At 67.7% G+C, this 25,082-nt stretch carries 22 protein-coding genes; 11 read left to right on the plus strand and 11 right to left on the minus strand.

Features of this window, described 5'->3' with window-relative positions:
- Nucleotides 1–111: 111 nt before the first annotated feature.
- From IV113_RS06405 to IV113_RS06430, 6 genes are all read right to left on the minus strand, one after another.
- Nucleotides 112–1,413: a DNA polymerase Y family protein gene (locus IV113_RS06405; protein WP_291081910.1), complete on the minus strand. Its 1,302-nt coding sequence runs from the start codon at nt 1,411–1,413 to the stop codon at nt 112–114.
- Complete coding sequence (imuA, locus tag IV113_RS06410; RefSeq protein ID WP_291081912.1) at nt 1,361–2,200, minus strand: translesion DNA synthesis-associated protein ImuA; 840 nt, start codon at nt 2,198–2,200, stop codon at nt 1,361–1,363. Before imuA ends, IV113_RS06405 begins: the two co-directional genes overlap by 53 nt.
- A gap of 96 nt (nt 2,201–2,296) precedes the next feature.
- The gene (locus IV113_RS06415; RefSeq protein WP_291081914.1) at nt 2,297–2,539 is read right to left on the minus strand and encodes a hypothetical protein; all 243 of its coding nucleotides are present in this window, start codon (nt 2,537–2,539) and stop codon (nt 2,297–2,299) included.
- A gap of 9 nt (nt 2,540–2,548) precedes the next feature.
- Nucleotides 2,549–2,944, minus strand: a complete 396-nt coding sequence (locus IV113_RS06420; protein ID WP_291081916.1) for a nuclear transport factor 2 family protein — start codon at nt 2,942–2,944, stop codon at nt 2,549–2,551.
- Between the two features lie 5 nt (nt 2,945–2,949).
- On the minus strand, nt 2,950–3,846 hold the full coding sequence (locus IV113_RS06425; RefSeq protein WP_291081918.1) for an MBL fold metallo-hydrolase: 897 nt from the start codon (nt 3,844–3,846) through the stop codon (nt 2,950–2,952).
- Between the two features lie 79 nt (nt 3,847–3,925).
- The gene (locus IV113_RS06430; protein ID WP_291081920.1) at nt 3,926–4,564 is read right to left on the minus strand and encodes a DsbA family protein; all 639 of its coding nucleotides are present in this window, start codon (nt 4,562–4,564) and stop codon (nt 3,926–3,928) included.
- Between the two features lie 80 nt (nt 4,565–4,644).
- On the opposite strand from IV113_RS06430, the gene IV113_RS06435 reads away from it, so the two are divergent.
- Complete coding sequence (locus tag IV113_RS06435; RefSeq protein WP_291081922.1) at nt 4,645–5,586, plus strand: LysR family transcriptional regulator; 942 nt, start codon at nt 4,645–4,647, stop codon at nt 5,584–5,586.
- Between the two features lie 26 nt (nt 5,587–5,612).
- Here IV113_RS06435 and IV113_RS06440 read toward each other — a convergent pair whose 3' ends face one another.
- The gene (locus IV113_RS06440) at nt 5,613–6,599 is read right to left on the minus strand and encodes a tripartite tricarboxylate transporter substrate binding protein (protein WP_291081924.1); all 987 of its coding nucleotides are present in this window, start codon (nt 6,597–6,599) and stop codon (nt 5,613–5,615) included.
- Between the two features lie 104 nt (nt 6,600–6,703).
- Nucleotides 6,704–7,795 carry a tartrate dehydrogenase gene (locus IV113_RS06445; protein ID WP_291081925.1) on the minus strand — a complete coding sequence of 364 codons (1,092 nt, stop codon included), beginning with the start codon at nt 7,793–7,795 and terminating at the stop codon, nt 6,704–6,706.
- A 117-nt stretch (nt 7,796–7,912) separates the two neighbouring features.
- Between IV113_RS06445 and IV113_RS06450 the strand changes: the two genes are divergently transcribed.
- The 4 genes from IV113_RS06450 to IV113_RS06465 all read left to right on the plus strand — a co-directional run bounded on the left by IV113_RS06450 (nt 7,913) and on the right by IV113_RS06465 (nt 12,390).
- A complete protein-coding gene (locus IV113_RS06450; protein WP_291081927.1) occupies nt 7,913–8,836 on the plus strand; it encodes a LysR substrate-binding domain-containing protein in 924 nt (307 codons plus the stop codon).
- A gap of 185 nt (nt 8,837–9,021) precedes the next feature.
- A complete protein-coding gene (locus IV113_RS06455; protein ID WP_291081929.1) occupies nt 9,022–9,471 on the plus strand; it encodes a FecR family protein in 450 nt (149 codons plus the stop codon).
- A gap of 125 nt (nt 9,472–9,596) precedes the next feature.
- Nucleotides 9,597–10,115, plus strand: a complete 519-nt coding sequence (locus IV113_RS06460; protein WP_291081931.1) for an OmpA family protein — start codon at nt 9,597–9,599, stop codon at nt 10,113–10,115.
- A gap of 280 nt (nt 10,116–10,395) precedes the next feature.
- Complete coding sequence (locus IV113_RS06465) at nt 10,396–12,390, plus strand: TonB C-terminal domain-containing protein (protein WP_291081933.1); 1,995 nt, start codon at nt 10,396–10,398, stop codon at nt 12,388–12,390.
- A gap of 123 nt (nt 12,391–12,513) precedes the next feature.
- Here the strand turns inward: IV113_RS06465 and IV113_RS06470 are convergent, their stop codons facing one another.
- The gene (locus tag IV113_RS06470) at nt 12,514–13,635 is read right to left on the minus strand and encodes a DUF2855 family protein (protein WP_291081935.1); all 1,122 of its coding nucleotides are present in this window, start codon (nt 13,633–13,635) and stop codon (nt 12,514–12,516) included.
- Between the two features lie 366 nt (nt 13,636–14,001).
- On the minus strand, nt 14,002–15,237 hold the full coding sequence (locus IV113_RS06475; RefSeq protein WP_291081937.1) for a multidrug effflux MFS transporter: 1,236 nt from the start codon (nt 15,235–15,237) through the stop codon (nt 14,002–14,004).
- 134 nt (nt 15,238–15,371) lie between these two features.
- Between IV113_RS06475 and IV113_RS06480 the strand changes: the two genes are divergently transcribed.
- Genes IV113_RS06480 through IV113_RS06490 form a run of 3 tightly spaced genes read left to right on the plus strand, consistent with a single transcriptional unit; the run spans nt 15,372 to nt 19,697 of the window.
- Entirely contained in the window at nt 15,372–16,109 is a 738-nt protein-coding gene (locus tag IV113_RS06480) for an ABC transporter ATP-binding protein (RefSeq protein ID WP_291081939.1), read from the plus strand.
- 7 nt (nt 16,110–16,116) lie between these two features.
- The gene (locus IV113_RS06485; protein WP_291081941.1) at nt 16,117–18,486 is read left to right on the plus strand and encodes an ABC transporter permease; all 2,370 of its coding nucleotides are present in this window, start codon (nt 16,117–16,119) and stop codon (nt 18,484–18,486) included.
- Nucleotides 18,483–19,697 (plus strand): HlyD family efflux transporter periplasmic adaptor subunit, encoded by a 1,215-nt coding sequence (locus IV113_RS06490; RefSeq protein ID WP_291081943.1) that lies wholly within the window; start codon nt 18,483–18,485, stop codon nt 19,695–19,697. Before IV113_RS06485 ends, IV113_RS06490 begins: the two co-directional genes overlap by 4 nt.
- On the opposite strand, the gene garD is transcribed toward IV113_RS06490, so the two are convergent.
- Nucleotides 19,690–21,303, minus strand: coding sequence for a galactarate dehydratase (garD, locus tag IV113_RS06495; protein WP_291081947.1), 1,614 nt, complete (start codon nt 21,301–21,303; stop codon nt 19,690–19,692). The two genes, IV113_RS06490 and garD, sit on opposite strands and share 8 nt — an antisense overlap.
- Before the next feature lie 107 nt (nt 21,304–21,410).
- On the opposite strand from garD, the gene IV113_RS06500 reads away from it, so the two are divergent.
- The 3 genes from IV113_RS06500 (at nt 21,411) to gudD (ending at nt 25,082) form a co-directional block, all read left to right on the plus strand.
- Nucleotides 21,411–22,439, plus strand: coding sequence for a LacI family DNA-binding transcriptional regulator (locus IV113_RS06500; RefSeq protein WP_291081949.1), 1,029 nt, complete (start codon nt 21,411–21,413; stop codon nt 22,437–22,439).
- Between the two features lie 213 nt (nt 22,440–22,652).
- The gene (locus IV113_RS06505) at nt 22,653–23,603 is read left to right on the plus strand and encodes a tripartite tricarboxylate transporter substrate binding protein (RefSeq protein WP_291081951.1); all 951 of its coding nucleotides are present in this window, start codon (nt 22,653–22,655) and stop codon (nt 23,601–23,603) included.
- A gap of 132 nt (nt 23,604–23,735) precedes the next feature.
- Nucleotides 23,736–25,082, plus strand: coding sequence for a glucarate dehydratase (gene gudD / locus IV113_RS06510; RefSeq protein WP_291081953.1), 1,347 nt, complete (start codon nt 23,736–23,738; stop codon nt 25,080–25,082).

Consider the following 25,082-nt stretch of genomic DNA (forward strand, 5'->3'; position numbering starts at 1 on the left):
ACGAACCCACGCCCATCCAAGGACACCGAGGAACCGGCTTTGCCGGGCCTCAGGTGTCGCCCCCCTTCCAGGGGGGTGGCGCCGAAGGCGACGCGGGGGGTATTCATAGTCCTAGGCGAAGTGCCCATGCAGATACCACGCGGGGGTTTCTTCCAGCCGGGTCTGGAAGATCCACAACACCCCCGCCTTCGCCGACAGCGCGACCCAGTAGTCCCGCACCACGTTGCGCGTGGTGCCCACATCGTCCACCCGGTCCCACCAGCCGCCCTCCACCCGCTGCGGGCCGGCGAGCAGTTGCAGTTCGCCCTGGTAGATCGGCCGGTTGCCGCGCACCAGCAGCTTCAGCGGCTCGGGCAGCACGAAGGTGGGTTGCGGCAGGCCGGTGTCGGGCACTGGCTTGCGCGGCAGCGGCTCGGGCGCGCTCTGCCAGCGGCACATCCATTCCTGGCGATGGTCGGGCAGCACCACCGGGCGCAGCACGCGCCCGGGTCCCAGGCGCGCGGCCAGCCGCTCCAGCACCAGGTGCAGCGTCTCGCCCTGGCGCACGGTGTCGGGCAGCAGCGAGGCGCTCACCTCGTGCAGTGGGTGCACCTCGGTGGCCAGCAGTTGCAGGTCGCCCACGGGGGCGAGCAGTTGCACATGGGCCAGGTGCTCGGCGAGCAAGCGGCAGAGGTGTTCGGTGTCGCGCGTGGGCTCGGCCGTGCGCACCGTGATCTCGCCGCCCTCGCCCGCGTCGCGCGCACGCATGGCGTCGTGCGCCCAGCGCAGCGTGAAGGCCGTGACACCCGCGCGCCGCGCCGCCAGCCAGCCGCGCATCACCAGCAGCAGGCGCCGTGCGCCCCACAGCAGGGCCGGCGCCTGCTCCACCCGCGCCATGAGCTCCAGCCGCTCGTCAAAGGACTCGGGCAGCGCCACCCACACATGGGCCTCGGGCTCGGCGCCGTAGGCCTGGTCCAGCGCCTGCAAGAGCTGCTTGTCAAACCGACGACCCACACCACCACGCGGCAGCGCGCGCACGTCGCCCAGCGTGCGGCAGCCGATGTGCGCCAGCGTGAGCTGGTGTGGGTGCACGGCGTTCAACACGACCATGGGCAAGGCATCGAGCAGCACCGGCAGCGCTTGCCTGAAACCGTTTTCAAGTCCGGCGCGCGCCAGCGCCAGCGCGGCCAGGCTGTTGGGCGCCCAGGCCACCTGGGTCACACCGACTTCCGCGCTCTCGGCCACCACGCGGTCGCGCAGCGCGCGCCGGCCACCAAACAGGCGCACGCTCGCCGCCACCTCCATGAGCACCGCGCCGTCGGCCAGCGCCACGCGGGGCGTGAACTGCAACGCCCAGGTGGCCACGGCCCGGCGCGCCGCCTCAGTGGACGGCGCGGTGGGGGCGGTCGGGAGCAGGAGTGCTGACCACAACATGGTCGGCCTCTCGGGGCAACGCTGGGGGCAACAGGCGGCTGGGGAAACGCAACCGCGGCGTGAGGATGGCGCGCAGGCCTCCGGGCACCGAGCCCAGGCGCAGCGTGCCTTCAAGCGGCGGGCCCTTGCGTTTGAAGATGTCCAGGTGCAGTTCCCAATCAAGCCCCACGCGGGCCTGCAGCCGCAACGGCGCGGCCGACGATTCGCGCGCCGCCGCGCTGGGCCGGCAGAGAAACACCGGACCTTCACAGCTGGCGGCCAGCACCTGCAGGCGGCGCACCTGCTCGGCGCGCGCCTGCGGCAGCCACACCACCAGCGCACCGCAGGCGTTGGCCTTGATCAGTTGTTCGGCCGACCACAGGCGCTCTGCGGCCGTGTCGGCCCGCACCCACACCAGATGGCGCTCGTCGATGCCCTCGAAGCGCAGGCCCGGCAGGTGCGGCGCCTTGGGCGGGCCCACCACCACCACCGCGCGGCCGGCGGCACACACCTGGCGCAGCGCGGGCCCGAGCAGGCGCCACTCCAGCATGCCGCTTTGCGACGCGAGGATTTCAATGACGCCGTGGCACGGCCAGCCGCCGCCAGGCAACTGCGCGTCCAGCACCTCGAAGCCACTGGCCAGCACGGCCGAGACCGGGCCGCCGAGCTGATCGCCGCGCCAGATGGCTGCGGCCACGGCCATGGGCAATTCACCGGGCAGGCGGGCCGGCCGCGGTGGCCGGGGGGAAGGTGACGGCATGAAGGCGGAAGACAGATCGTCCTCCTGCCAGTCGAGGGCGGGATGCATGGCGGGGTGTTCGGGTGGGGTTTGAGAGATCAAACAAATACTGTATGCACGTACAGTATATGAAAGACCCACCCGTGTCCAGCGGTGGCTCCCCGCTCAGCGCCCGGACTCCAATGTGGCCTCGAACAGCGCCAGCTCCTCCTCCAGCGTCCCTCGGCTGCGAAAGTGCCGGTTGGCGTTGCCGTACCAGTACTCCGCGTCCTCCAGATCACCCTCCTGGATGTGCAGGATGCCGTGCAGCCAGGCGGCCAGCGGCGATCCGTCGTCCTGAACGAGGTCGTGCGCCTCCTTCCAGTGTCCCTGGCGCATGAGGTCCACGATGTGACGCAGGGTGACCATCACTCGCCTTCAGGCACCCTGGATCGCCAACTGCACCTTGTGGCTGTCCACGTACTGTTCCATGGTGGCGATCTTGCCATCCTGGATGCGGTAGAGATGCGCAAACGTCGCCGTCATGGCTTTGCCCGTTGCCCGGTAGGTGCCGGAGTAGACGCCGAAGGCGGCCACCCGGTCGCCATCGGCCAGGTAGGTGTGGACCTTGGCCTGGTAGCCCTCCCATTCGGTCGCCAGGCGCTTGAACACGCCGGCGACGATGGCCTCGGGTCCGATGTAGGTCCCGGCATAAGGGAAGCCGGCGGCCTCGGTCCAGCTGGCGTCGGGCGCCAGCACGGCCAGCAGGTTCCTGCCGTTTTCCTCCGACGGGCCTTCGTAGGTCGAGCGGATGATGTCCAGGTTGGTCGGCATCGCGATCAACCCCACTTCATCTCGCCCTTGGCCACCTTGGCGCCGATCTGCAGCGCAGGGGCCAGGCCGGCGTCGGGGTAGCGTTTGGTCATCGCGGCGATCAGGGCGGCAGCGTCCACGGCTTTGGCCAGTTCTTCTTCGAAGGCGAGCAGGTAGCTGCGGGTGTAGGCGATGGCGGAGACATCCAGCGCACCCTTGACGGCCATGTGCCCCGGCACAACCACGGCGGGCTTGCGCGCGGCCATCGAGTCCAGCGTCTTGATCCACGCCGCGCGGGCTTGTGGCGTGGGGGTGTCGGCGGTCCAGACGTGCAGATCCGAGAACACCACGCCACCGAACACGGCGTTCAGCGACGGCACCCACAGGTAGCGGCGGTTCTCCAGTCCAGCGGCGTCCACGATCTCGATGGTGTGGCCTTCCAGACTCAGCGAGGCGCCATCGAAGGCTTCGGGGAAAACGATGTCCGAGAGCTGTTGCGGGCCGTTCTCCTTCAACTGCGGCGCCCACGTGGCGATCTTCTTTTCCACGTTGCCCTTGATGGCCGTGATCGTGGCGGACGCCGCGATCACCTTGGCCGCCGGGAAGGCCGCCTTGATGGGGCCCAGGCTGAAGTAGTAGTCCGGATCGCTCTGGCTGATGTAGATCGTGGTCAGCGTCTTGCCGGAGGCCTTGATGGCCTCGGCCACGGCGCGGCCGTCGGGCAGGGAGAAGCCGGCATCGATGAGGATGGCTTCCCTGGCGCCGGACAGCAGCACCGGCGCGCGGAAGAAGCCGCGCTCGCCGGCGGGGAAGTGCTGCCATTGCAGCGGGGTGGCGGCCAGGGCGCTGGCGCCGGTGCCGGCGAGTGCTGAGGCAGCACCAGCTGCGGCGGCGGTTTGAACGAAGTCTCTGCGAGTCATCATGGTCTTCCTTGTGTGAGGTGGAGTGAGGTGAAGTGATTCAGCGAACGGGGAAAGCGGTGAAGGGCCAGCGAGCCAGCCCTCAGGCGGTGGCGAACTGGTCCACGAAGGCCTGGGGATCCGAATAGACCGAGCCGGCGGGCAACAGCTCGCGACGCCCGTCCTCCTCCAGGATGAAGGTGGGCACGCCGCGCGCACCGAACGTCTGCAGCAGGGCCTGCGCCTGGTCGATGCGTGCGCGGTTGGCCTGGAGCAGTGCCGCGTCGGGCATGGCCATCCGCGCTGCGGCTCGATCCAGACCGAGCGCTTTCAACACCGTGGCCAGCGTGTCCGCTCGCGTGACGTCCAGGCCATCGACGTAGCGGGCGCGCTGGATGACCTTGAGCGCATCCAGTTCGCGCTGCGGCGCCGTCAGCGCGACGGCGCTCAGGGCCACGGTGGCGGGACCGCTGTCGAACACCTGCTGGCGATCGGCCAGCACCTCGCTGCGGTAGCGATCGCTGAAGGTCTGGCCCGTCAGGCTCGCGATGCGCTGGTCATTGGCCCACGCGTAACTCGCGAAGTCCTCGTCCATCGATCGCGCGCCCTCGCCGCAGAACAGGCCGCTGGGCAACAGGCGCAACTGGATCCCGGGGTTCCTGGACAGGGCCGACACCGTGGCGCTGGCGCCGTAGCACCAGCCGCACAGGGGGTCAAAAACATAGTGGAGGGTCTTGCTCATGGGGCACCTTCGGTGGTTCGATGGCACGACTTTAGGCAAGAAGCATTGACAAATAAAGTCCGATGAAATAGATACACCGTATGTCAAAAGCAAACAATAACAATGAGCCGGTCCTCGGCAACTTCGCCAACCTCAAGCGGTTGGCGTACTTCGCCGCGGTGGTGGAAACGGGGTCGTTCACGGCCGCGGCCGATCGCATGGGCATCACCAAGGCCGTGGTCAGCCAGCAGGTGGCGCGGCTGGAGGGTGATTTCCGAACCACGCTGCTGACGCGCACCACACGCAAGGTGCTGCCGACAGAGGCGGGCAAGGCCTTCTACCAGCGCTGCGCGCTGATCCTGCGCGAGGCGGGCGACGCCTTCGACGAACTGGCCGAAACGGCGGAAGAACCCGCCGGGACCCTTCGGCTCACCGCGCCGCTGGACTATGGCATCAGCACCCTGGTGCCTGCGATCGCGGCCTTCACACAGCAACACCGCCAATGCAAGGTGGACGCCATCTTCACCGACCAGTCACTGGACCTGATGTCCGGCCAGGTGGAGCTGGCCATCCGCGTGGGCTGGTTGACGGAACTGCACTTGCAGGCGCGGCAGATCGGCACGTTCAGACAACTTCTGGTTGCGGCGCCGAGCTGGCGGGAGCGGGTGGCGCGGCTGGCCGGACCCGAAGACATCGCCACGCTGCCGTTCGTGGCCAACACCGCCTTGCGCGATCACTCGAACTGGAGCTTCAAGCGCACTGAAACCCAGCAGCGCCAGGTGCGTGTGCACCCCCTCATTTTTCTGGACGCGACACTCGCCGTTCGCGAGGCCGTGCGGGAGGGGGTCGGGCTGTCGGTGCTCCCGGACTTCGCCATCGCGAACGATCTGGCCACGGGACGGCTCATCCAGGTGTTGCCGCACTGGGGTCTGCCGTCGGGCGGCATCCATGCCGTGTTTCCAACGTCACGCTTTCGGCCGGCGAAGGTGCGGGCCTTCGTTGACTTGCTGGTGGAGCGCGTGAGGATGTCCGCAGCGGATTGAGCCGACCCTGTCTATGCCCCGCGGATTCAGTCGATCACGACTTTTGCTTCCCTCACCAGCTTGCCGAATTTTTCGGTCTCGCTGGCAATCTGCTGAGCCATCTGGGCGCTGGTGTCGCCAATCGGCTCGGCACCAATCTCCGCCATGCGGCCGCGGAACTCGGGCGACTGGATCACCTTGACCATCTCGGTGTTGAGGCGGGTCACGATGTCCTGGGGAGTGGCGGCCGGAGCCAACACGCCAAACCACGTGCCGATGTTGAAGCCCCTGAGGCCAGCCTCTTCCAGGGTGGGCACGTCGGGCAGGGCCGCCGAGCGCTTGGCCGTGGTCACCGCGAGCGCTCGCAGCTTGCCCGCCTTGATGTGCGACAGCACGGGCGTGATGGTGTCGAAACTCATCATGATCTGACCGCCCAGCAGGTCGGTCGACAAGGGGCCGCTGCCTTTGTACGGGATGTGGATCACGTCGGTGCCGGTCTGGTTCTGGAACTGGGTACCGATCAGGTGTTGTGCCGTGCCGTTGCCGTTGGAGCCATAGGCCAGCTTGCCAGGGCTGGCCTTGAGCAGCGTCACCAGTTCGTTCACGTTCTTCGCCGGCGTGCTGGCGTTGACCACCAGCACGTTGGGCACGAGGGCCACGGTGGTGATGGGGGCCAGGTCTTTGGAGAAGTCGTACGGCAGCTTCTTGTAGACGCTGGACGCAATGGTGTGGTGCACCGCACCCATCAGCAGCGTGTGACCGTCGGGCTTGGCCTTGGCCACAAAGTCGGCGCCGATGGTCGCACCTGCGCCGGGCTTGCTTTCCACCACCACCGGCTGACCCAGGCTTTGCGAAAGTTTGTCTGCCAGCGCACGGGCCAGCACATCGGTGGTGCCGCCCGCCGCGAACGGCACGATCAGGGAGATCGGCCGGGTGGGCCAGCTCTGGGCCAAGGCACTGGTGCCAGCCACGGCGAGGCTCAGTGCGAGGGCTTGCACGACACGGCGACGGTTGAGGGAATGAATGGCTTGCATGCTTGTCTCCAAAAACGGCGCGGTCTGCGCTCTGATGAACCGGACTCTGCGATCCGGTGGGGTCGCCGAATCACTTGGAAAGTGCATCCGGCATGAACGTCAGGTCAGGCGGCCAGGCGTTGTTGATGGCTCACGCAGACGAGATCGCACACCGCCTGGGTCACCTGCGCCGTGGTGGCCCGGCCACCCAGGTCGCCGGTGTGCAGCGCGGGGTTGGCGGTGACTTGTTCGATGGCGCTCATCAGGCGCCGGGCAGCGTCCATCTCGCCCAGGTGTTCGAGCAACATGACACAGCTCCAGAAGGTGCCGATCGGGTTGGCCAGGCCCTTGCCCATGATGTCGAACGCCGAACCGTGGATGGGCTCGAACATGCTGGGGTAGCGGCGCTCCGGGTCGATGTTGCCGGTGGGCGCTATGCCCAGGCTGCCCGCCAGCGCGGCGGCCAGATCGGAGAGGATGTCGGCGTGCAGGTTGGTGGCCACGATGGTGTCCAGAGTGGCCGGGCGGTTCACCATGCGGGCGGTGGCGGCGTCCACGATTTCCTTGTCCCACTTCACGCCGGGGAACTCCCGGGAAATCTCCAGCGCGATCTCGTCCCACATCACCATCGCGTGGCGCTGGGCGTTGCTCTTGGTGATCACGGTCAACAATTTTCGGGGCCGCGATTGCGCCAGCTTGAAGGCAAAGCGCATGACGCGCTCCACCCCCACGCGGGTCATCATGGTCACGTCGGTCGCGGCTTCAATGGGGTGGCCCTGGTGAACCCGGCCGCCCACGCCGGAGTACTCGCCTTCGGAGTTCTCGCGCACGATGATCCAGTTCAGGTCTTCGGGCTTGCAACGCTTGAGTGGTGCGTCGATGCCGGGCAGGATGCGCGTGGGGCGCACGTTGGCGTATTGGTCGAAGCCCTGGCAGATTTTCAGGCGCAGGCCCCACAGGGTGATGTGGTCAGGGATGTCCGGGTCGCCCGCGGAGCCGAACAGGATGGCGTCCTTGTTGCGCAGCGCGTCCAGACCATCGGCCGGCATCATCACGCCATGTTCGCGGTAGTAGTCACCGCCCCAGTCGAAGTCCTCGAACGCAAATCGGAAGCTGCTGCCGGATGCGGCGATGGCCTCCAGCACCTGCTGGCCGGCAGGCACCACTTCCTTGCCGATGCCGTCTCCGGGAATCGTTGCGATGGCGTAGGTTTTCATGGCTTGTCTCCTCATCGGGTGTTGGGTCAATGGAAGTGAATGTAGGTCTTGCACGGCGTGTTCATTCACCGCTAAAGTGAATCCATTGTTTACTTTCATTCAACAATTGAGACCCCTATGAGCAACGCCATTCAACCCGCCGACCTGGGCTTCTTTTCCGTGCTGGCGGGGGCGGGCAGTCTGAGTGCCGCGGCCCGCGAACTCGGTGTCACCACGCCCGCGGTGAGCAAACATCTGGCGCAGATGGAGGCGCGCCTGGGCGTGGTGCTGGTCAACCGCACCACCCGGCGCATGGGCATGACGCCCGAGGGTGAGCTCTACCTGGAGCATGCGCGCCGCATCCTCGGCGAGATTGACGGCATGCAGGAGCTGCTGGGTGTGTCCAAAGGAACACCCAAAGGCTTGCTGCGCGTGAATGCGACGCTGGGCTTCGGTCGCAGTCATGTGGCGCCACTGATCTCACGCTTCGTTCGCAAGCACCCGCAGATGGAGGTGCAGTTGCAACTCTCGGTCAACCCGCCCGCGCTGACCGACGACTCGTTCGATGTCTGCATTCGCTTCGGCGCGCCGCCCGACGCACGCGTGATCGCCCGCCACATCGCACCCAACCGGCGACTGCTCTGCGCCTCGCCCGCCTACCTGGCCAGACACGGCACACCCAGGGTGCCCAACGATCTGGTCAAACACAACTGCATCGGCATCCGCCAGGGTGAAGAGGCCTACGGGCTGTGGCGACTGAGCAGCGGACGCGGCAAGAACGTCACCACCGAAGCCATCAAGACACGCGGCAACCTGACCACCAACGACGGCGAGATCGCGGTCAACTGGGCACTCGATGGCCACGGCATCCTCATGCGGGCCGAGTGGGACATCGAGCGCTACCTGGCCAACGGGCGCCTCATCCAGGTGCTGCCTCAGCACGCCACACCCGACGCCGACATCTACGCCGTCTACCCACAACGCCACCAACTGGCGGTGCGTGTGCGGGCGTTTGTTGATTTCGTGGCGCTGTCGTTCAAGAAGCAGGCGGGCGCAGCGTAGGTGGACGGATCGCCATCATGGCGCTGGGCGAGTGTGGATTTCCTCACACTCTTCTCTGAAGAGATGCGCTTGAGCATCCCTATGTTGGACACCGAACATACGAGCAGCGAGGGGGTCCGTACTGTCCGCCGCAGACCAGGGTGCGCCGGGTCTGTTTTTCGACAACGCAAAACAAGGGGGACCTGATGAAGCGCTTGATCTTTGCCTCGCTGCTGGCGGTGGTGGGGCCGTTGGGGTTTGTCGGGTCGGCTGGCGCGAATGGCGACCATGTCGCCACGTTCAAGAATGTGTCCGGGGAGATCGGCATCGCCCGCAATGGCTCCACGCTGGACGCCGTGTCGGGCTCGACGCTGTTCGTCTCGGACCGCATCGTCTCCGGCACCGGGTCTTCCGCGGGCGTCGTGTTCAAGGACGGAACGACGCTGACGGTCGGGCCTTCCACCGACATTCAGGTTCGCGACTACGCCTTTGAGCCCAAGCAGGCGAAATACGAGTTTTTTGTCTACCTCGCCAGAGGGGCCCCGATCTATTCGTCCGGAATGATCGCCAAGCTGGCGCCGGAATCGGTCAAGGTGGGCACGCCCACGGCGACCATCGGCGTTCGCGGGACACGATTCATCATCGAGGCGGACTAGTCTCGGCCATGAGGACATCACAAACCCGGTGCGTCCGGTTCGCGGCGCCGCTCCTGCTCGCCATCGCACTTCTCGGCGGATGTGCGACACAGCCGCCCACCAGCACCAGAACCACCGTCGTTCTGATGCCCGATGAGGACAGCACGGTGGGCGCCGTCTCGATTTTGACGGCCTCGGGATCGCAGCGGCTGGACAAAGCGTTCAGCTACACGTCCGTCAATGGGAGCCACGCGGCACCGTCCAAAGCCAGGGCGCTTGGCCGCGACACGATCGACACGGCTTACGGCGCCCTGCTCAAGGCACAACCGCCCAAGCCCACGACCTTCATCCTGCAGTTCCTGTTGGACAAGACCGAGCTGACCGAAGAGTCGAAGGCCATGCTTCCCGCCCTCTTTGGTGCGGTGCGCGAGCGCAAGCCCACCAGCATCACGGTTTTCGGGCACGCCGATGCCAGCGGTTCGAAGGAATGGAATTTGAAGTTGTCGGCCGATCGAGCCGAGACCGCTGCCAACCTTCTCAGAACGAACGATCCCTCGCTCAAGGACATCGAGGTGCAATTCTTCGGTGAAGCCAAGCCTCTGACGCCCTCCGGTTCGCGTGCTTCGGAACCGCGCAACCGGCGTGTCGAAATCCTGATTTTTTGATCGCGAGCCGCCTGGAACAGGCTCGCCAAGACCCCGCACACGGACCCGACAGTTTGGATACGACAATCGGCCGGATGCTGCTCACGACACTCTCCCCAGCGCTTGGGTCCGACCCGGCCCGCCTGGACCGTGCCTGCGCAACGACGGCGGAGGACCTTTGAGCTCCACCGGTCCCAGCGTTTCCCCCACACCCGCCTCTGCCCCGAAACCCGCGGGATCGCCCTGGGGTGCCTTCCGTGGGCGGCCGCGGGGCGAACGCCTGACGCCCGAGCGCAGGCGCATGTCCTTCGCTCTGCTGTTCTCCCTGCTGTTCCATGCATTGCTGCTGGGCCTGACCTTTGGTGGCCAGGGCATCGGGCTGCCGGGTTTCGGATTTCCCTGGCAGGACCGGCGGATCGAGGTGCCCAATCTGCGCGTGCTCCTGACTGCTGCGAAGGGCACGGCGGCGGCGCCTGCGGAGGCGCCAGTCGTGGAGCCATTGCCACCCGCGCAGGCGACGCGCTCTGTGGCTGGGCGGTCTGAGCCAACGCCTGCGAAGCCTTCGGCGCCGACTGCTGAGCCGGCACGGGAACCGGCAGAAAGCGTGCCGCCGACCCAGCCTGAGCCCGTCATCGCGGCAGCGCCGAGCGAACCCGTTCCAGAGGCCGCGTTGCCTCCGGCTCAAGAGGCTGGCAAGCCTGCGGTCGCACCGGTCGCACCGGTCGCCCCGCAAGCACAAGAGCCACCCGCCGAGGTGGCTCTGCTCAACCGCGCCGAGCCGCAGGCACAACCGCAGGAAGCGGCGCAGGAGCTTGAGCGTGTGGAAGCTGCGCGGCAAGAGGCAGCGAGATTGGAAACAACACAGAAAGAGGCTGCGCGGGTAGAGGCCGCGAAGCGGGAAGAAGCGCAACAGGAGACGGCCCGGCAGGAACTGGCGCGCGTCGAGGCCACGCGGCTGGAGGCTGAGCGCCAGGCCGCCGCTCGACAGGAAGCGGCGCAGGTCGACAGCGCACGGCTGGAGGTCGAGCGCCAGGGCGCGGCTCGCCAGAAGGCAGCGCAACTGGCCGCGGCACAGCAGGAAGAAGCCGAGCGTCAAGAGGCGGCACGGCAGGAGGCCGCCCGCGCGGACGCAGCCCGACGCAAAGCCGCGCAGGCCGACGCCGAGCGCGTGGAGGCCGAACGACAAGCCAGGGCCCAACAAGAGGCAACGCAACAAGAGACTGCCCGCCAGGAAGCGGCGCGCGTCGAAGCTGCACGCCTGGAAGCCGAACGCCGGGAGGCTGCACGGCAAGCGGCGACTCAGCAGGAAGCCACTCGCCAGCAAGCGGAGCAGGCCGAAGCCGCGCGGCGGCTGGAAGCCGAACGCCAGGAGGCAGAGCGACAGGCGGCTGCAAGGCAACAAGCGAGCGAGCAGGAAGCCGCCCGCCAGCAAGCGCAACGGGTTGAAGCCGCGCGGTTGGAGGCAGAACGCCAGGCGTCGGCCCGGCAAGCGGCAACTCAGCAAGAAGCCGCTCGCCAGGAGGCGGCACGCGTCGAAACGGCTCGGTTGGAAGCCGAGCGCCAAGCAGCGGCACAACGCGCGGCCGCGCAACAGGAAGCCGCACGCCAGCAAGCCGCCCAGGCCGAAGCCGCACGTCAGGAAGCCGGACGCCAGGCAGCCGCGCAGCAAGAGTCCGCGCGGCAGGAAGGGGCCCGCCAACAAGCCGCCGAAGCCGCACGGCAAGAAGGCGAGCGCCAGGCGGCCGCGCAGCAGGCGGCTGGTCAGCAGGAGGCTGCCCGCCAGCAAACGGCTCAGGGAGAAGCCGCACGCCTTCAGGCCGAGCGGCAGGAGGCGGAAGCGAAACGCGAAGAGCGGCTTCGGGCCATCGGGCGGCAGCTGAACGAAGAAGCCGACCGGCGGGAGGCGGCCGAAGCGGCCGCACGCCGCTCGCCCTCGGCAAGCACCTTGCGTCGGGCCCGGCTCTTCGGGCGCACCGATCCCAACACCGAGCTCATCCTCTATGCGGAAGCCTGGGCCCGCAAGATCCAGATGAACATGACCATCGACATGGTTCGCGAAGCGGCGAAGCAGCCCCACACCCAGCCCGTGGTGACGGTGGCGATCCGAAGCGATGGCACGGTGGAGTCGGTGACCTTTGTGCGCTCCAGCGGCGTGGCGGCCATCGACGAGGCCATACCGCGCATCGTGCACAGCCAGGCGAACTACCCGGCGTTTCCGCCCGGCCTGGCGAGCGAGTACGACGTGATCGAGATCCGCCGCACCTGGCATTTCGACACGGCCGTGCGGCTGTACTGAGCCTGCGGTCAGCGCCCTATTTTTAAGCACCCTCCGCCAAGCCAGGCGGGCGGCGGGCTGCGGCGGTTGTCCACCTTGTTATCCACAGCGTAGGGCACAGTCTCTGTGCGTAAAGTCACGCGCTCACGGCATCGACAGCATGTGCCCCACGCGCGCGTCGCCTCGCCCGCCCAGCACCAGCGCGTGAGCGGCTTGCACGGCGCTGGGGCCTTTGTGGTGCTCCACCACCACCCAGGGCGCCCCCGGCTGGCTCACCAGGGCCATGAAGGCGTGCCAGGCCTGGCCCATGCGTTCGTTGAAACCGGCGGTGCCCCAGTCACCGTGGCGCTTCTTGGCCTGGGCGGGCGCAAAGAACAGCACCGGGCGCGGCCCGGCCAGATCGCGCCCCCCGGCGAGCTGGTCCACATGGGTGCCGCCGATGGAGCAGCTGTAGGCCAGCGCGCTGAAGCGGCCGTGGATGGCCTTGCGCAGCGCGCCGTTGCCCGCAAAGTCCACGTACACGCAGGGTGTGTCCTGCGGCAGTTGCTCGAGCTGGTCGTAGGTGAGCACGCGGCTGTACACGCCCAGGCTTTCACAAAACGCCACGTTGCCCGGCGAGGTGAGGCCCACCACCTCCACCTCGGGCCGCTTCGCCAGCTGGGCGGCCGTGGCGTAAGCCGTCTTGCTGCTGGCCGAGGACAGCAGCATCACGCCGCGCCTCCCGCCTTGATTCGCTCCAAAGAAGTCGTTGTCGGCCAGGAAATCGTCGATCAGCCAGGCGGTGAGGAAGAGCGGGCGCAGCAAGGCCTGCAGCGGCTCGGTGGCGGAATCGTGCAGCGGGTCCACCGCGCAGCGCAGATAGTTGTTGTAGACCGGGTGCAGCGTGGCGCGGTGCGGCGCGCCGTCAAAGAACCCTTCGGGCGAAAGGCGCACGGGCTTGAGCACCGCGTGTGAGGCCATGGGCCAGTAGCCGTACAGGCGTTCGCCCACGGCCACGCCCGCGCACCGCGTCTCTTCCACCACGCCAAAGCCCCACACCGGCACCAGGCCCCAGGCCACCGTGTCACCGCCCTCGGGCGCGACCGGGAAAAACTGCCAGTAGTTCATCGCGTCACCAAACGCGGCGTAGGTGATGTTGTTGGAGGTGTAGGCAAAGTGCTCGATGCGCACACGGATCTCGCCGTCAGCGAGTGGCGCGTCGGGCAACTGCACGGTGCGGGTGGTAGCGAGCTGGTCCTTGCGGACCTGGAATTGCTGTGTGGTCATGGTGCGGGCGCGCGGGTAGTGACGGCAACGCCATGGTGCACCGATCTGGCGCTCACGGTTGTCACGCACGTTCGCGGGCCCGTCTCAATGACTCAGGGCGCACACACATTCAGCGGGCCCAGCCGCACGAGGGCCCACACACGGATGTGTGCGCCCTCGCACCAGGATTCAACGGAACACGAGGAACAGGATGATGATGAGCAATAAAGCGCCGCCGCCGATGTACATGTGATTCTCCCGAGCGTTGCCGGCCCTCGGTGAGGGGCGTCGGCATGTGCCTGCAGGATCATCTGACCACTTGTGCCAGGCGGTGGTCTGTTCGCCAGCGAACCCATCGCCTCCAGCTTGCTCAGGCCAGCCAGGACGTCAAGCGTCGTCGGGAGCGCAGCGCACTGGCGCGGCCTTGGTGACGCGCCGACGGTTCAGTACCACCTGCCCCACCAGCGCCATGCTGCCCAGGCCCAGCATCAACCAACCCAGGTTCACAGCGCCGTGGTGCGGCACCAGGCCCACCGTGTAGCCGCCCACCGCGCCCATGAGTTGCTGCGCCAGACCCGCCACCGCGGCGGCCGAGCCGGCCAGCGCCGGCACCAACCCCACCGTGCCGGTGAGTGCCGGGGGCACCAGGAAACCGTTGCCCAGGCCCATCAACATGAGCGGCAGCGCAAAGGCCAGCGGGGTGTCCACGTTGGCCAGGGCAAGCCCCAGCATGAGCGCAACGCCACCCACCGTGCACACCTGGCCGAGCATCATCATGGCGCGGTCACCGGTGCGGTGCACGAGGTGCGTGGTGAGGTAGTTGCCCAGGATGTAGGACAGGGGCACGACCATGATGTAGTAACCGATGCCCGCGGGCCCCACGCCATAACTGCCCAGCACGATGGGCGCGCCCGCCAGAAAGGCGTAGAAGTTGGCGGTGGTCATGGCCAGGATGAACACGAACAGCAGAAACGAAGGCTCGCGCGCCAGCCGCGCGTACGACGACAGCATGGCGCCCAGCCAGTGCGGTTGTTCGGTGGTGGCCGGCGTGTGGTCTGGCAGACCCTTCCACGCGGCCACGAACAGCACGACCGCGAGCACGGCGATGAGCACGAAGTTGGCCTGCCAGCCCAGGCGCACATGGATCTGCCCGCCCAGGATGGTGGCGGTGGGCGGGATCAGGCCCATGGCCATGCCCACATAGGCCATCACACGCGTGCGCTCGGGGCCGGTGAAGAGGTCTTGCACCATGGCCCGGCCGACCACCATGCCGGCCGCGCAACCCGCGCCTTGCAGCACGCGCGCCGCGGTGAGCCAGGCCAGGCTGGGAGAGAGCGCCGCCAGCACCGAGCCCAGGCCGGCGAGCGTGAGGCCAAACATCAGCACCTTCTTGCGCCCCAGCCGGTCGGACCACGGGCCGTAGAGCAACTGCAGTCCGCCGTAGGCCACCACGTAGCCACTGAAGGTGAGCTGCACGCTCGCCTGATCAGAACCGAACATGGCGCCCCACTCCTGCATGGACGGCAGGCAGATGGTCATGGCGAGCAGGCCGAAAGCCAGCTGCGCGATCAGGTTGGCGATCAGCGGGCCGTGGGAGGGGGTGGCGGATGAAGAAGCGGACATGAGGGGAGGCGGCAGTTTAAGGCTGTTGTGCAGAACACCCTGGACGCAACGCTCATGACTTGACCGGCATCAAGGCCACATGGCGGCCCGGGTGGTCGAATCGACGCGGGTCATCTTTTTGCCCGACAACCCCGATGAATGCCGCATCACCCGACGCCCAACCCGTCTTCATCGCCGAGGGCCTGACCAAGGTCTATGGCGAAGGCGAGACCGCCGTGCACGCACTGCGCGGGGTGGACCTGTCCATCGTGCGCGGCGAGTTCGTGGTGTTGCTGGGGGCCTCGGGCAGTGGCAAGTCGACCTTGCTCAACATCCTGGGCGGGCTGGACAGCGCGAGCGCCGGCACGGCACGCTGGGTGCACGCGGGCGAATCGCACGAGCTCACCGGCGCCAGCGACGCCGAGCTCACACGCTACCGCCGCGAGCACGTGGGCTTCGTGTTCCAGTTCTACAACCTCATCCCCAGCCTGACCGCGCTGGAAAACGTGGCGCTGGTGACCGACCTGGCAGACGACCCGATGCCCCCCGAGGAAGCACTGGCACTGGTGGGGCTGAGCGAACGCAGGAACCACTTCGTCTCGCAGCTCTCGGGCGGCGAGCAGCAGCGCGTGGCGATCGCGCGGGCCATCGCCAAGCGACCCGCCGTGCTGCTGTGCGACGAACCCACCGGCGCGCTCGACTGCGCCACCGGCGTGATGGTGCTGCAAGCCATCGAACACGTGAACCGCGCGCTGGGCACGACCACGGTGGTGATCACGCACAACGCCCCAATTGCCGACATGGCCGACCGCGTGCTGCGCCTGGCCGACGGCCGCATCGTTGACACGCGGGTCAACGCACACAAGGTGGCAGCGTCCACCCTGCACTGGTGAGCACACCATGAAAGCCCTGGACACCAAGCTCTGGCGCGATCTGAAACGGCTGCGCGCCCAGGTGACCACCATCGCGGTGGTGGTAGCCATCGGCGTGGCCGGTTTCGTGGGCATGTTCTCGGTGCACGAGTCGCTGCAGGGATCGCGCGACAGCTTCTACCGCGACAACCGCCTCGCCGACGCGTTTGTCAATGTCAAGCGCGCGCCCGTGCACCTGGGCACGCGGCTGGCCGCCATCCCCGGCGTGGCCGAGGTGAAGCTCGACGTGGTGATGGACGCGCAGATCGCCCTGCCCGATGCCGACGCGCCCGTGACCGGACGCTTCATCGGCCTCGACCTGGCCCGCGTGCACGCGCAGCGCCAGGGCCTCAATGCGCTCACGCTGCGCAGCGGCCGCTGGCCCGAGCGCGGCCGTGCGCTGGAGGCGGTGGTGAGCGACCGGTTTGCGGTGGCGCGGGGTCTCAAGCCCGGTGACCGGGTCAACGCCATCCTGAATGGTCGGCTGGAGCAGGTGCACCTGGTGGGCACCGCGATTTCGCCCGAGTACGTGTTTGCCTCGCGCGGTGGCGCGCCCGACGACCAGACCTTCGGCATCTGGTGGATCGACAGCGAGCGCATGGCGCACGCCTTCGACCTGCAGGGCGCTTTCAACCAGGCAGCGCTGCGGCTGGACGCGGGCGCATCCAGGCCCGCCGTGATCGAGCAGACCGACCGCTTGCTCGACGCCTACGGCACGCTGGGCGCCGTGGGCCGCGACAAACAGCTGTCGGCCAAGATCGTGGCCGACGAACTCTCGCAACTCAAGGTGATGGGCACGGTGCTGCCGTCGATCTTCCTGGCCGTGGCCATGTTCATCCTCAACGTGGTGATCAGCCGCCAGGTGGCCACGCAGCGCAGCCAGATTGCCGCGCTCAAGGCGCTGGGCTACAACGACGCCGCGATCGCATGGCATTACATCAAGCTCTCCATGGTGATCGCCGGCCTGGGCGTGGCGGTGGGGCTGTGCCTGAGCGTGGTCATCGGGCAACTGATGCTCGGGCTGTACGACGAGGTGTTCCGCTTCAACCAACTGGCCTACGTCACCACGCCATGGCTGGTGGTGGCGGCCACGGCGCTGGCCTTTGCCGCTGCCGCCGCCGGCACCTGGGCCGCCATCCGCGCGGTGGTGCGGCTTCGGCCCGCGCAGGCCATGCAACCCCCTGCCCCACCCCATTACCGCCAGACGCTGATCGAACGATTGGGCCTGGGCCGGCGCGTGAGCACCGGCACGCTCATGGTCATCCGCAACTTCGAGCGCCGCCCGCTGCGCGCGGCCTTCACCGTCACCGGCATCGCGCTCTCGGTCGCGCTGCAGATCTCTGGGGCTTTCTGGCTCGACGCCATCGCCCACATCGTCGACGTGCAGTTCCGCCAGGTGCAGCAGGGCGACGTGCTGGTGAACTTCGACCGACCGGTGCCGCTGTCGGTGGTGCAGGACCTGCAGCGCCTGCCCGGCGTGATGAGTGCCGAGCCCTACCGCAGCGAACCGGTGCGTGTGCGCTTGCGCGGGAAGACCGAAGACGCGGCGCTGATGGGCTTGGTCGACGATGCCCAGCTCATGCGCGCGGTGGACGACGCGCGCGGCCACGTGGCCCTGCCCGCCCGCGGGCTGGTGATGTCCTCCCTGCTGGCCAATGCCGTGGACGCGCGCGTGGGTGACCGCGTGGAAGTGGATTTCCGCCTCTGGAGCCAGACCCGAACCACGGTGGAGGTGGTCGACATCGTGCACACCCTGATGGGCAAACAGGCCTTCATGAACCTGGACGCCATGAACGGATTGGCGCGCGACGGTGCCGGCGTGGCCGAGGCCGCGCTGCGGGTGGACCCCCTGGCCATGGGTGAGTTCTGGGCGGCGGTCAAACGCGCGCCGGTGATCAACGCGGTGTTCGACAAGGCCGGCTCCATGGCCAGCTTCAACGAGACCACCTCGCGCAACATGGGTGTGTTCAGCGGCATCCTCACTTTGTTTGCCGTGGCGATGGCGGTGGGCATCGTCTACAACGCCGCGCGCATCACGCTGTCTGAACGGGCCTGGGAGCTCGCCAGCCTGCGCGTGCTGGGCATGACGCGCGCCGAGGTCTCGGTGCTGCTGCTCGGTGAACTCGGTGCCGAGCTGCTGCTGGCCCTGCCCATCGGCGCGGTGGCGGGGTGGGCGCTGGCGTCCCTGATGATGCGGCTCATGTCCTCGGACAACATCGATTTCCCCGTGGTCATCGAACCCGCCACTTACGCCTGGGCCGCACTGATCGTGCTGGCCGCCGGCATCGTCAGCGCCTTGATGGTGCGCCGCCAGATCGACCGGCTCGACCTGGTCGCTGTTTTGAAAGTCCGCGAATGAACAAGACCAACCACAACAACCGATGGCGTCGCTGGGCGCCCTGGGCGCTCGGAGCCCTGGTGGCCACCGCCCTCGCCTTCTGGGCCTTCCAGCCGCGCCCTTTGCTGGTGGAGGTGGCGCCGGTCACCACCGGCCGTTTCGAGCAGGTGATCGAGGAAGACGGCCAGTTGCGCCTGAAGCACCGCTACCTGATCTCGGCGCCCACCCAGGCCGAGCTGGCCCGGCCCACGCTCAAGGTGGGCGATACCGTGCGTGCGGGCGACGTGGTGGCCTCACTGACCCCGGTAGCACCGCAGATGATCGACGCGCGCACACGGCTGGTGCTGCAGCAGCGCGTGGGCAGCGCCGACGCGGCGCGGCGCGCGTCAAGCGCACAACTGCAACGCCTGGACACCGCGCTGGCCCAGGCCAGCCTGGAGGCCGAGCGGGCGCAGAAGCTCGCGCGCGACAACTTCATCGCGCCCTCCGCGCTCGACCAGTCCGTGCTGGCGCGGCGCTCCGCGCAGCAGGCGCTGGACGCCGGCCGCGCCGAGCTGCGCGCGGCCGAATTCGCGCTGGCCGAAGCACAGGCGGCGCTGGCGCGGTCCGAACCCGGCGCAGGCGCTCGCCTGGAGGGCCTGTGGGCGCTCAAGAGCCCGGTGGATGGCCAGGTGATCAAGCTGCACCTGGACAGCGCCGCCCCCGTGACCGCGGGCCAGCACCTGCTGGAGATTGGCGACATCGCAGCGGTGGAGGCGGTGATCGACGTGCTCTCCAGCGAGGTGCAGCAGATCGCGCCGGGTGCGCCCGCGCGCCTCACGCTCACCACCGGTGCGCCCGCCCTGGCCGGCCATGTGGTGCGCATCGAGCCGGTGGCCTTCACCAAGGTGTCGGCCCTGGGCATCGAGGAGCAGCGGGTGAACGTGATCGTGGACCTGGACACCACCGCCGCCCCGCCCCAGCGCCTGGGTGATGGCTTTCGGGTCGACGCGCGCATCACGGTGTCGTCCCAGGACGGCGCACTGCTCGTGCCCAGCGCGGCCCTGGTGCGCGACGGCACGGCGTGGGGCGTGTTCGTGTTCGAGGGCCAGCGCGCCGTGGCCCGCGCCGTGACGCTGCGCGAGCGCAACGCCGACCTTGCGTGGGTGAGCGAGGGTGTGCGCGAGGGCGAGCAGGTGCTGCTCTACCCGGGCAGCACCATCACCGACGGCCAGGCCGTGAAGATCAGGTGACCGGCGCGGGGTTGAACAGCACCAGGGCGTTGTGCAGCTTCCAGTGCTCGGCCCAGGTCTTCTTGCGGCCGCTGGCCACATCCAGCATGAGCCGAAACATTTCCCAGCCCACGTCCTCGATGCTGGCCGATCCGTCGGCGATGGTGCCGGCGTTGATGTCCATCAGGTCGTGCCAGCGGCGCGCCAAGTCGCTGCGCGTGGCGACCTTGATCACCGGCACGGCCGCCAGTCCGTAAGGCGTGCCGCGCCCGGTGGTGAACACGTGCAGGTTCATGCCCGCGGCCAGCTGCAGCGTGCCGCAGATGAAGTCGCTCGCGGGCGTGGCGGCGTAGGTCAGTCCTTTTGACTTGAGCTTTTCGCCGGGCGCGAGCACGTTGGAAATCGGCGCACTGCCTGACTTCACGATAGAGCCCATGGCCTTTTCCACGATGTTGGAGAGGCCGCCCTTCTTGTTGCCCGGCGTGGTGTTGGCGCTGCGGTCCACGCTGCCGCGCTTCAGGTAAGCGTCGTACCAGGCCATCTCGCGCACCATGGCCTGCGCCACCTCGGGCGTGGTGGCGCGCGCGGTGAGCTGGGCGATGCCGTCGCGCACCTCGGTGGTTTCGGAAAACATCACGCTGGCGCCCGCGCGCACCAGCAAATCGGTGCAGAAGCCCACCGCGGGGTTGGCCGTGACGCCGGAGAACGCGTCGCTGCCGCCGCACTGCACGCCCACCACGAGTTCACTCGCCGGTACCGTCACGCGGCGGCGCGCGTTCAGGCGCTCCAGGTGTTCCTCGGCCTGGCGCACGATGGAATCCACCATGCTCATGAAGCCCACGTGCGCGTCGTCCTGAAGACAGACCACGTCGAGCCGGGTCTCGGCGCTGGTGCCCACGTCGGCCACGTTGCGCTCGTCCACGAGCGGGATGGAGCCCGGTGGCAGCAGGCGCTCGGGCTGCAGCTTCTCGCAGCCCAGGCTCACCACCATCACCTCGCCACCAAAGTTGGGGTTCAGGCTGATGTGGCGCAGCGTGCGGATCGGAATCACCGCGTCGGGCGCGTCGATGGCCACGCCGCAGCCGTAGCTGTGCTCCAGCGCCACCACGTCATCCACGTTCGGAAAGCGCGGCAGCAACTCGGCCTTGATGCGCTGCACCGCAAAGTCGGTGACGCCGGCCACGCACTGCACGGTCTGGGTGATGGCCAGGATGTTGCGCGTGCCGACCGAGCCGTCGGCGTTGCGGTAGCCCTCGAAGGTGTAGCCCTCCAGGGCGGGCAGCGACTCGGGTTTGACGGTGGCCATGGGCAGGTTGTCGAGCTCGCGGGCATCGGGCATCTGCAGCAGGCGCTCGTGCACCCAGCTGCCGGCGGCAATGTCGTCAAGCGCGTGACCGATGGGCACGCCATAGCGCAGCACGACCGAGCCCTTGGGCAGATCCACCAGCGCCACCTTGTGGCCTTGCGGCACCTTGTCGCGCAGCACCAGGCCGTCGGGCAGTTCGGTCCCCACGGGCAGGCCACCGTCGTTGGCCACGATGGCCACGTTGTCGCTGGCGTGCATGCGGATGGTCAGCGGTGCTGCTGACGACCGTGTCGGGAGGGGTGTTTGGAGGGCTTGTGACATCCCTGTCTCCTAAGATTGCGGGGTTCGGCGAGCGTGGGGGGCCATTTCGGCATACGATCGCCATCAATCTGGTACCGGTACCATTTCAAGCCTCGATTAAGCCTCAAATGAAAGAAACCGACAACTCCCGGCGCGCCCGGCGTGGCAGCGGCGCCATCACCCTGCGCGACGTGGCCAAGCTCGCGGGCGTGGCGCCCATCACCGCCTCCCGGGTGCTCAACACGCCGGAACAGGTGTCGGCAGAGGTGCGGCAGAAGGTGCTGGACGCGGTGCAGCGCACGGGCTATGTGCCCAACCGCATGGCCGGCGGCCTGGCTTCGTCGCGCAGCCGGCTGATTGCGGCGGTGGTGCCGAGCACGGTGATGTCGGTCTTCATGCCGACCATCGAGGCGCTCAACGACACGCTGTTCGACGCCGGCTACCAGCTCATGCTGGGCCAGTCGAGCTATTCGGCGGCGCGCGAGGAATCGCTGCTGGAAGCCATCATCGGCCGCCGGCCCGACGGGATCTTCCTCACCGGCATCCTGCGCCCCGGCCAGGGTCGAACGCGCCTGATGGCCTCGGGCATTCCAGTGGTGGAAACCTGGGACCTCACGCCCACGCCGATCGACATGCTGGTGGGTTTCTCGCACGCCGACATCGGCCGCGAGGTGGCGCGCTTCCTCATGGCCAAGGGCCGACGCAAACTGGCGCTGATCCGAGCCGAAGACGAACGTGCCGACCGTCGGGCCAGCGCCTTCACCGACGCTGTGGTGCGCGCCGGTCTGGGGCCGGTGGCGGTGGTCAACGTGGGTGCATCGCGCTCGTTGCAGAGCGGGCGTGAGGGGCTGGACCGCCTGCTGGCGCAGGCGCCCGATGTGGACGCCGTGTTCTGCAGCTCGGACCTGTTGGCCCTGGGTGTGTTGACCGAGGCGCGCGTGCGCGGCATTTCCATTCCCGAGCGGATGGCCATCATGGGCTTTGGCGACGTGCCTTTCGCCGCCGACATGGCGCCCGCGCTGAGCACTGTGCACATCAACGGCGTGGAGATCGGACGCCTGGCGGCGCGCAGCCTGATCGACCGGGCCGAGGGGCGCGAGGTGGTGCAGCGGGTGGTGGATGTGGGGTTTTCGATCGTCGAGCGAGAGACTTCCTGAGTTTGGTGTTCGCCGGCTGATCCGGTCATCGGCGACCACGGGGCACCGATGAACTCGTTGGCACTCGGCAGGGCTCACTCCAACAAAACCACCCGACAAACGACCGTTGACGCAAAACAATGGTACCGGTACCATGCGATCCGACAATCATTGGTACCGGTACCAATTCGCGGCGACGACACCACCCGATTCCACACCTGAAGGAGACATGCAATGAAGAAACTGCTTTGCGCACTCGGCGCATCCATGGTCATGACCACCGCCATGGCCTGGCCCGACAAGACCGTCACCCTCGTGGTGCCGTTCCCGCCCGGCGGCTCGACCGACGTGATCGCCCGCACGCTGCAGCCCCGCCTCCAGGAGAAACTCGGCGGCACCTTCGTGGTTGAGAACAAGGCCGGCGCCACCGGCACCATTGGCGCCACGCATGTGGTGCGCTCCGCGCCCGACGGCCACACGCTGTTCGTATCGTCGCTCGGCCCCTTCGTGATCGCGCCGCACCTGTTCAAGGTGAGCTACGACGCGCCCAAGGACTTCGACTACATCTCGGTCGCGGTGCAGGCGCCCAACGTGCTGGTGGTGCCCGCAGCTTCACCGCACAAAAGCATGGCCGACGTGCTGGCATTCCAGAAAGCCAACCCCGGCAAGATGACCTTTGCCTCATCGGGCAACGGCAGCAGCGACCACCTCACCGCAGAGCTGTACTGGCAACAAACCGGCACCAGCGGCGTGCACGTGCCCTACAAAGGCGGCGGCCCGGTGATGACCGACCTGTTGGGCGCCCAAGTGGATTCGTCGTTCATGAACATCAACACCGCCATGCCGCAAATCGTGGCCGGCAAGCTGCGCGCACTCTCCATCACCAGCGCCCAGCGCTCGCCCCTGCTGCCCAACGTGCCCACGCTCGACGAACTCGGCATCAAGGACGCCAACGTGTATTCGTGGCAGGCCGTGGCAGGCCCCAAGGGCATGCCGGCCGACGTGAAAGCCAAGCTGCACGCTGCAATCAAGGACGTGTTGAACGACCCGGCCGTCAAGCCGAAGCTGCTCGAAGTGGGCTTCGAAATCGTGGCCAACACGCCTGAGCAGTTCACCGCTTTCCAGGCGGCCGAGTTCGCGCGCTGGCAAAAGCTCATCCAGGCCCGCAACATCAAAGCCGACTGACAGGTTCACCCCCGCCGCGCTGCGCGCGACCCCCTTCCAGGGGGCGATGCCTGGGACCGGCAGAGCCGGATCCGTGGCATCCCTGGGTTGGGTCACCTCGCGCCGGCAACGCCTCTTCTTTTTGAGCCCTTCATGCTGAAACCCGTCACTGTGTCTTCCACACCCCGCGTCACCGCCCTGCGCGTCATCCCCGTCGCGGGGCGCGACAGCATGTTGCTCAACCTGAGCGGCGCGCACGCGCCCTTCTTCACCCGCAACCTGCTCATCCTCACCGACAGCGCAGGCCACACCGGCGTGGGTGAGGTGCCCGGTGGCGAGAAGATCCGCCAGACGCTGGAAGACGCGGCCGAACTCGTGGTGGGCCAGTCGCTGGGCAACCACCAGAAGCTGCTGCAGCAACTGCACACCCGTTTTGCCGACCGTGACTCGGGCGGGCGCGGGCTGCAGACCTTTGACCTGCGCACCACCATCCATGCGGTGACCGCGGTGGAGTCGGCCCTGCTGGATTTGCTCGGTCAACACCTGGAAGTGCCGGTGGCCGCGCTGCTTGGCGAAGGCCAGCAACGCGACGCGGTGGAGATGCTGGGCTACCTGTTTTACGTGGGCGACAAGTCGAAGACCGATCTGCCCTACGCGAGCGAGCCCGACGCCGACAACGCCTGGAGCCGCCTGCGGCATGAGGTGGCGATGACGCCCGAGGCCGTGGTGCGACTGGCCGAGGCCGCGTATGAGCGCTACGGCTTCAACGACTTCAAACTCAAGGGCGGCGTGCTGCGCGGCGACGAGGAAGTGGACGCCGTCACTGCGCTGCATGAGCGCTTTCCCGACGCCCGCGTGACGCTCGACCCCAACGGCGGCTGGTTGCTGAAAGATGCCATCCGCCTGGGCCAGCGCATGCGCGGCGTGGTGGCCTATGCCGAAGACCCCTGCGGCGCCGAAGACGGCTTCTCGGGCCGTGAGGTGATGGCCGAGTTCCGCCGCGCCACCGGCCTGCCCACCGCCACCAACATGGTCGCCACCGACTGGCGCCAACTCACGCACGCGCTGTCGCTGCAGAGCGTGGACATTCCGCTGGCCGACCCGCATTTCTGGACCATGGCCGGCAGCGTGCGCGTGGCGCAGACCTGCCGCGACTGGGGACTGACCTGGGGTTCACACTCCAACAACCACTTCGATGTGTCGCTCGCCATGTTCACCCACGTGGCCGCGGCCGCGCCCGGCAAGGTGACCGCCATCGACACGCACTGGATATGGCAGGACGGCCAACGCCTCACGAAAGATCCGCTCACAATCCGGGGCGGCCACGTGCAGGTGCCCAAGACCCCGGGGCTGGGCGTGGAACTCGACATGGTCGAAGTGGAGAAGGCCCACCAGCTCTATCTGCAGCACGGCCTGGGGGCGCGCGACGACGCCACCGCCATGCAATTCCTGATTCCGAACTGGACCTTCAATCCCAAGCGCCCTGCGCTCGACCGATGA

Source organism: Hydrogenophaga sp. (assembly GCF_018780385.1).
Classification (GTDB): domain Bacteria; phylum Pseudomonadota; class Gammaproteobacteria; order Burkholderiales; family Burkholderiaceae_C; genus Hydrogenophaga.

Bases quoted from the DNA above. Each gene is read 5' to 3' on its own strand.
- IV113_RS06470 (WP_291081935.1), bottom strand. From the start codon at position 13,635: ATGACCACACAGCAATTCCAGGTCCGCAAGGACCAGCTCGCTACCACC.
- IV113_RS06460 (WP_291081931.1), top strand. From the start codon at position 9,597: ATGCCCGATGAGGACAGCACGGTGGGCGCCGTCTCGATTTTGACGGCC.
- IV113_RS06455 (WP_291081929.1), top strand. From the start codon at position 9,022: ATGAAGCGCTTGATCTTTGCCTCGCTGCTGGCGGTGGTGGGGCCGTTG.
- IV113_RS06500 (WP_291081949.1), top strand. From the start codon at position 21,411: ATGAAAGAAACCGACAACTCCCGGCGCGCCCGGCGTGGCAGCGGCGCC.
- garD (WP_291081947.1), bottom strand. From the start codon at position 21,303: ATGTCACAAGCCCTCCAAACACCCCTCCCGACACGGTCGTCAGCAGCA.
- IV113_RS06445 (WP_291081925.1), bottom strand. From the start codon at position 7,795: ATGAAAACCTACGCCATCGCAACGATTCCCGGAGACGGCATCGGCAAG.
- IV113_RS06435 (WP_291081922.1), top strand. From the start codon at position 4,645: ATGTCAAAAGCAAACAATAACAATGAGCCGGTCCTCGGCAACTTCGCC.
- IV113_RS06440 (WP_291081924.1), bottom strand. From the start codon at position 6,599: ATGCAAGCCATTCATTCCCTCAACCGTCGCCGTGTCGTGCAAGCCCTC.
- IV113_RS06485 (WP_291081941.1), top strand. From the start codon at position 16,117: ATGAAAGCCCTGGACACCAAGCTCTGGCGCGATCTGAAACGGCTGCGC.
- IV113_RS06415 (WP_291081914.1), bottom strand. From the start codon at position 2,539: ATGGTCACCCTGCGTCACATCGTGGACCTCATGCGCCAGGGACACTGG.
- imuA (WP_291081912.1), bottom strand. From the start codon at position 2,200: ATGCATCCCGCCCTCGACTGGCAGGAGGACGATCTGTCTTCCGCCTTC.
- IV113_RS06420 (WP_291081916.1), bottom strand. From the start codon at position 2,944: ATGCCGACCAACCTGGACATCATCCGCTCGACCTACGAAGGCCCGTCG.
- IV113_RS06475 (WP_291081937.1), bottom strand. From the start codon at position 15,237: ATGTCCGCTTCTTCATCCGCCACCCCCTCCCACGGCCCGCTGATCGCC.
- IV113_RS06405 (WP_291081910.1), bottom strand. From the start codon at position 1,413: ATGTTGTGGTCAGCACTCCTGCTCCCGACCGCCCCCACCGCGCCGTCC.
- IV113_RS06505 (WP_291081951.1), top strand. From the start codon at position 22,653: ATGAAGAAACTGCTTTGCGCACTCGGCGCATCCATGGTCATGACCACC.
- IV113_RS06430 (WP_291081920.1), bottom strand. From the start codon at position 4,564: ATGAGCAAGACCCTCCACTATGTTTTTGACCCCCTGTGCGGCTGGTGC.
- IV113_RS06465 (WP_291081933.1), top strand. From the start codon at position 10,396: ATGTCCTTCGCTCTGCTGTTCTCCCTGCTGTTCCATGCATTGCTGCTG.
- gudD (WP_291081953.1), top strand. From the start codon at position 23,736: ATGCTGAAACCCGTCACTGTGTCTTCCACACCCCGCGTCACCGCCCTG.
- IV113_RS06480 (WP_291081939.1), top strand. From the start codon at position 15,372: ATGAATGCCGCATCACCCGACGCCCAACCCGTCTTCATCGCCGAGGGC.
- IV113_RS06450 (WP_291081927.1), top strand. From the start codon at position 7,913: ATGAGCAACGCCATTCAACCCGCCGACCTGGGCTTCTTTTCCGTGCTG.
- IV113_RS06490 (WP_291081943.1), top strand. From the start codon at position 18,483: ATGAACAAGACCAACCACAACAACCGATGGCGTCGCTGGGCGCCCTGG.
- IV113_RS06425 (WP_291081918.1), bottom strand. From the start codon at position 3,846: ATGATGACTCGCAGAGACTTCGTTCAAACCGCCGCCGCAGCTGGTGCT.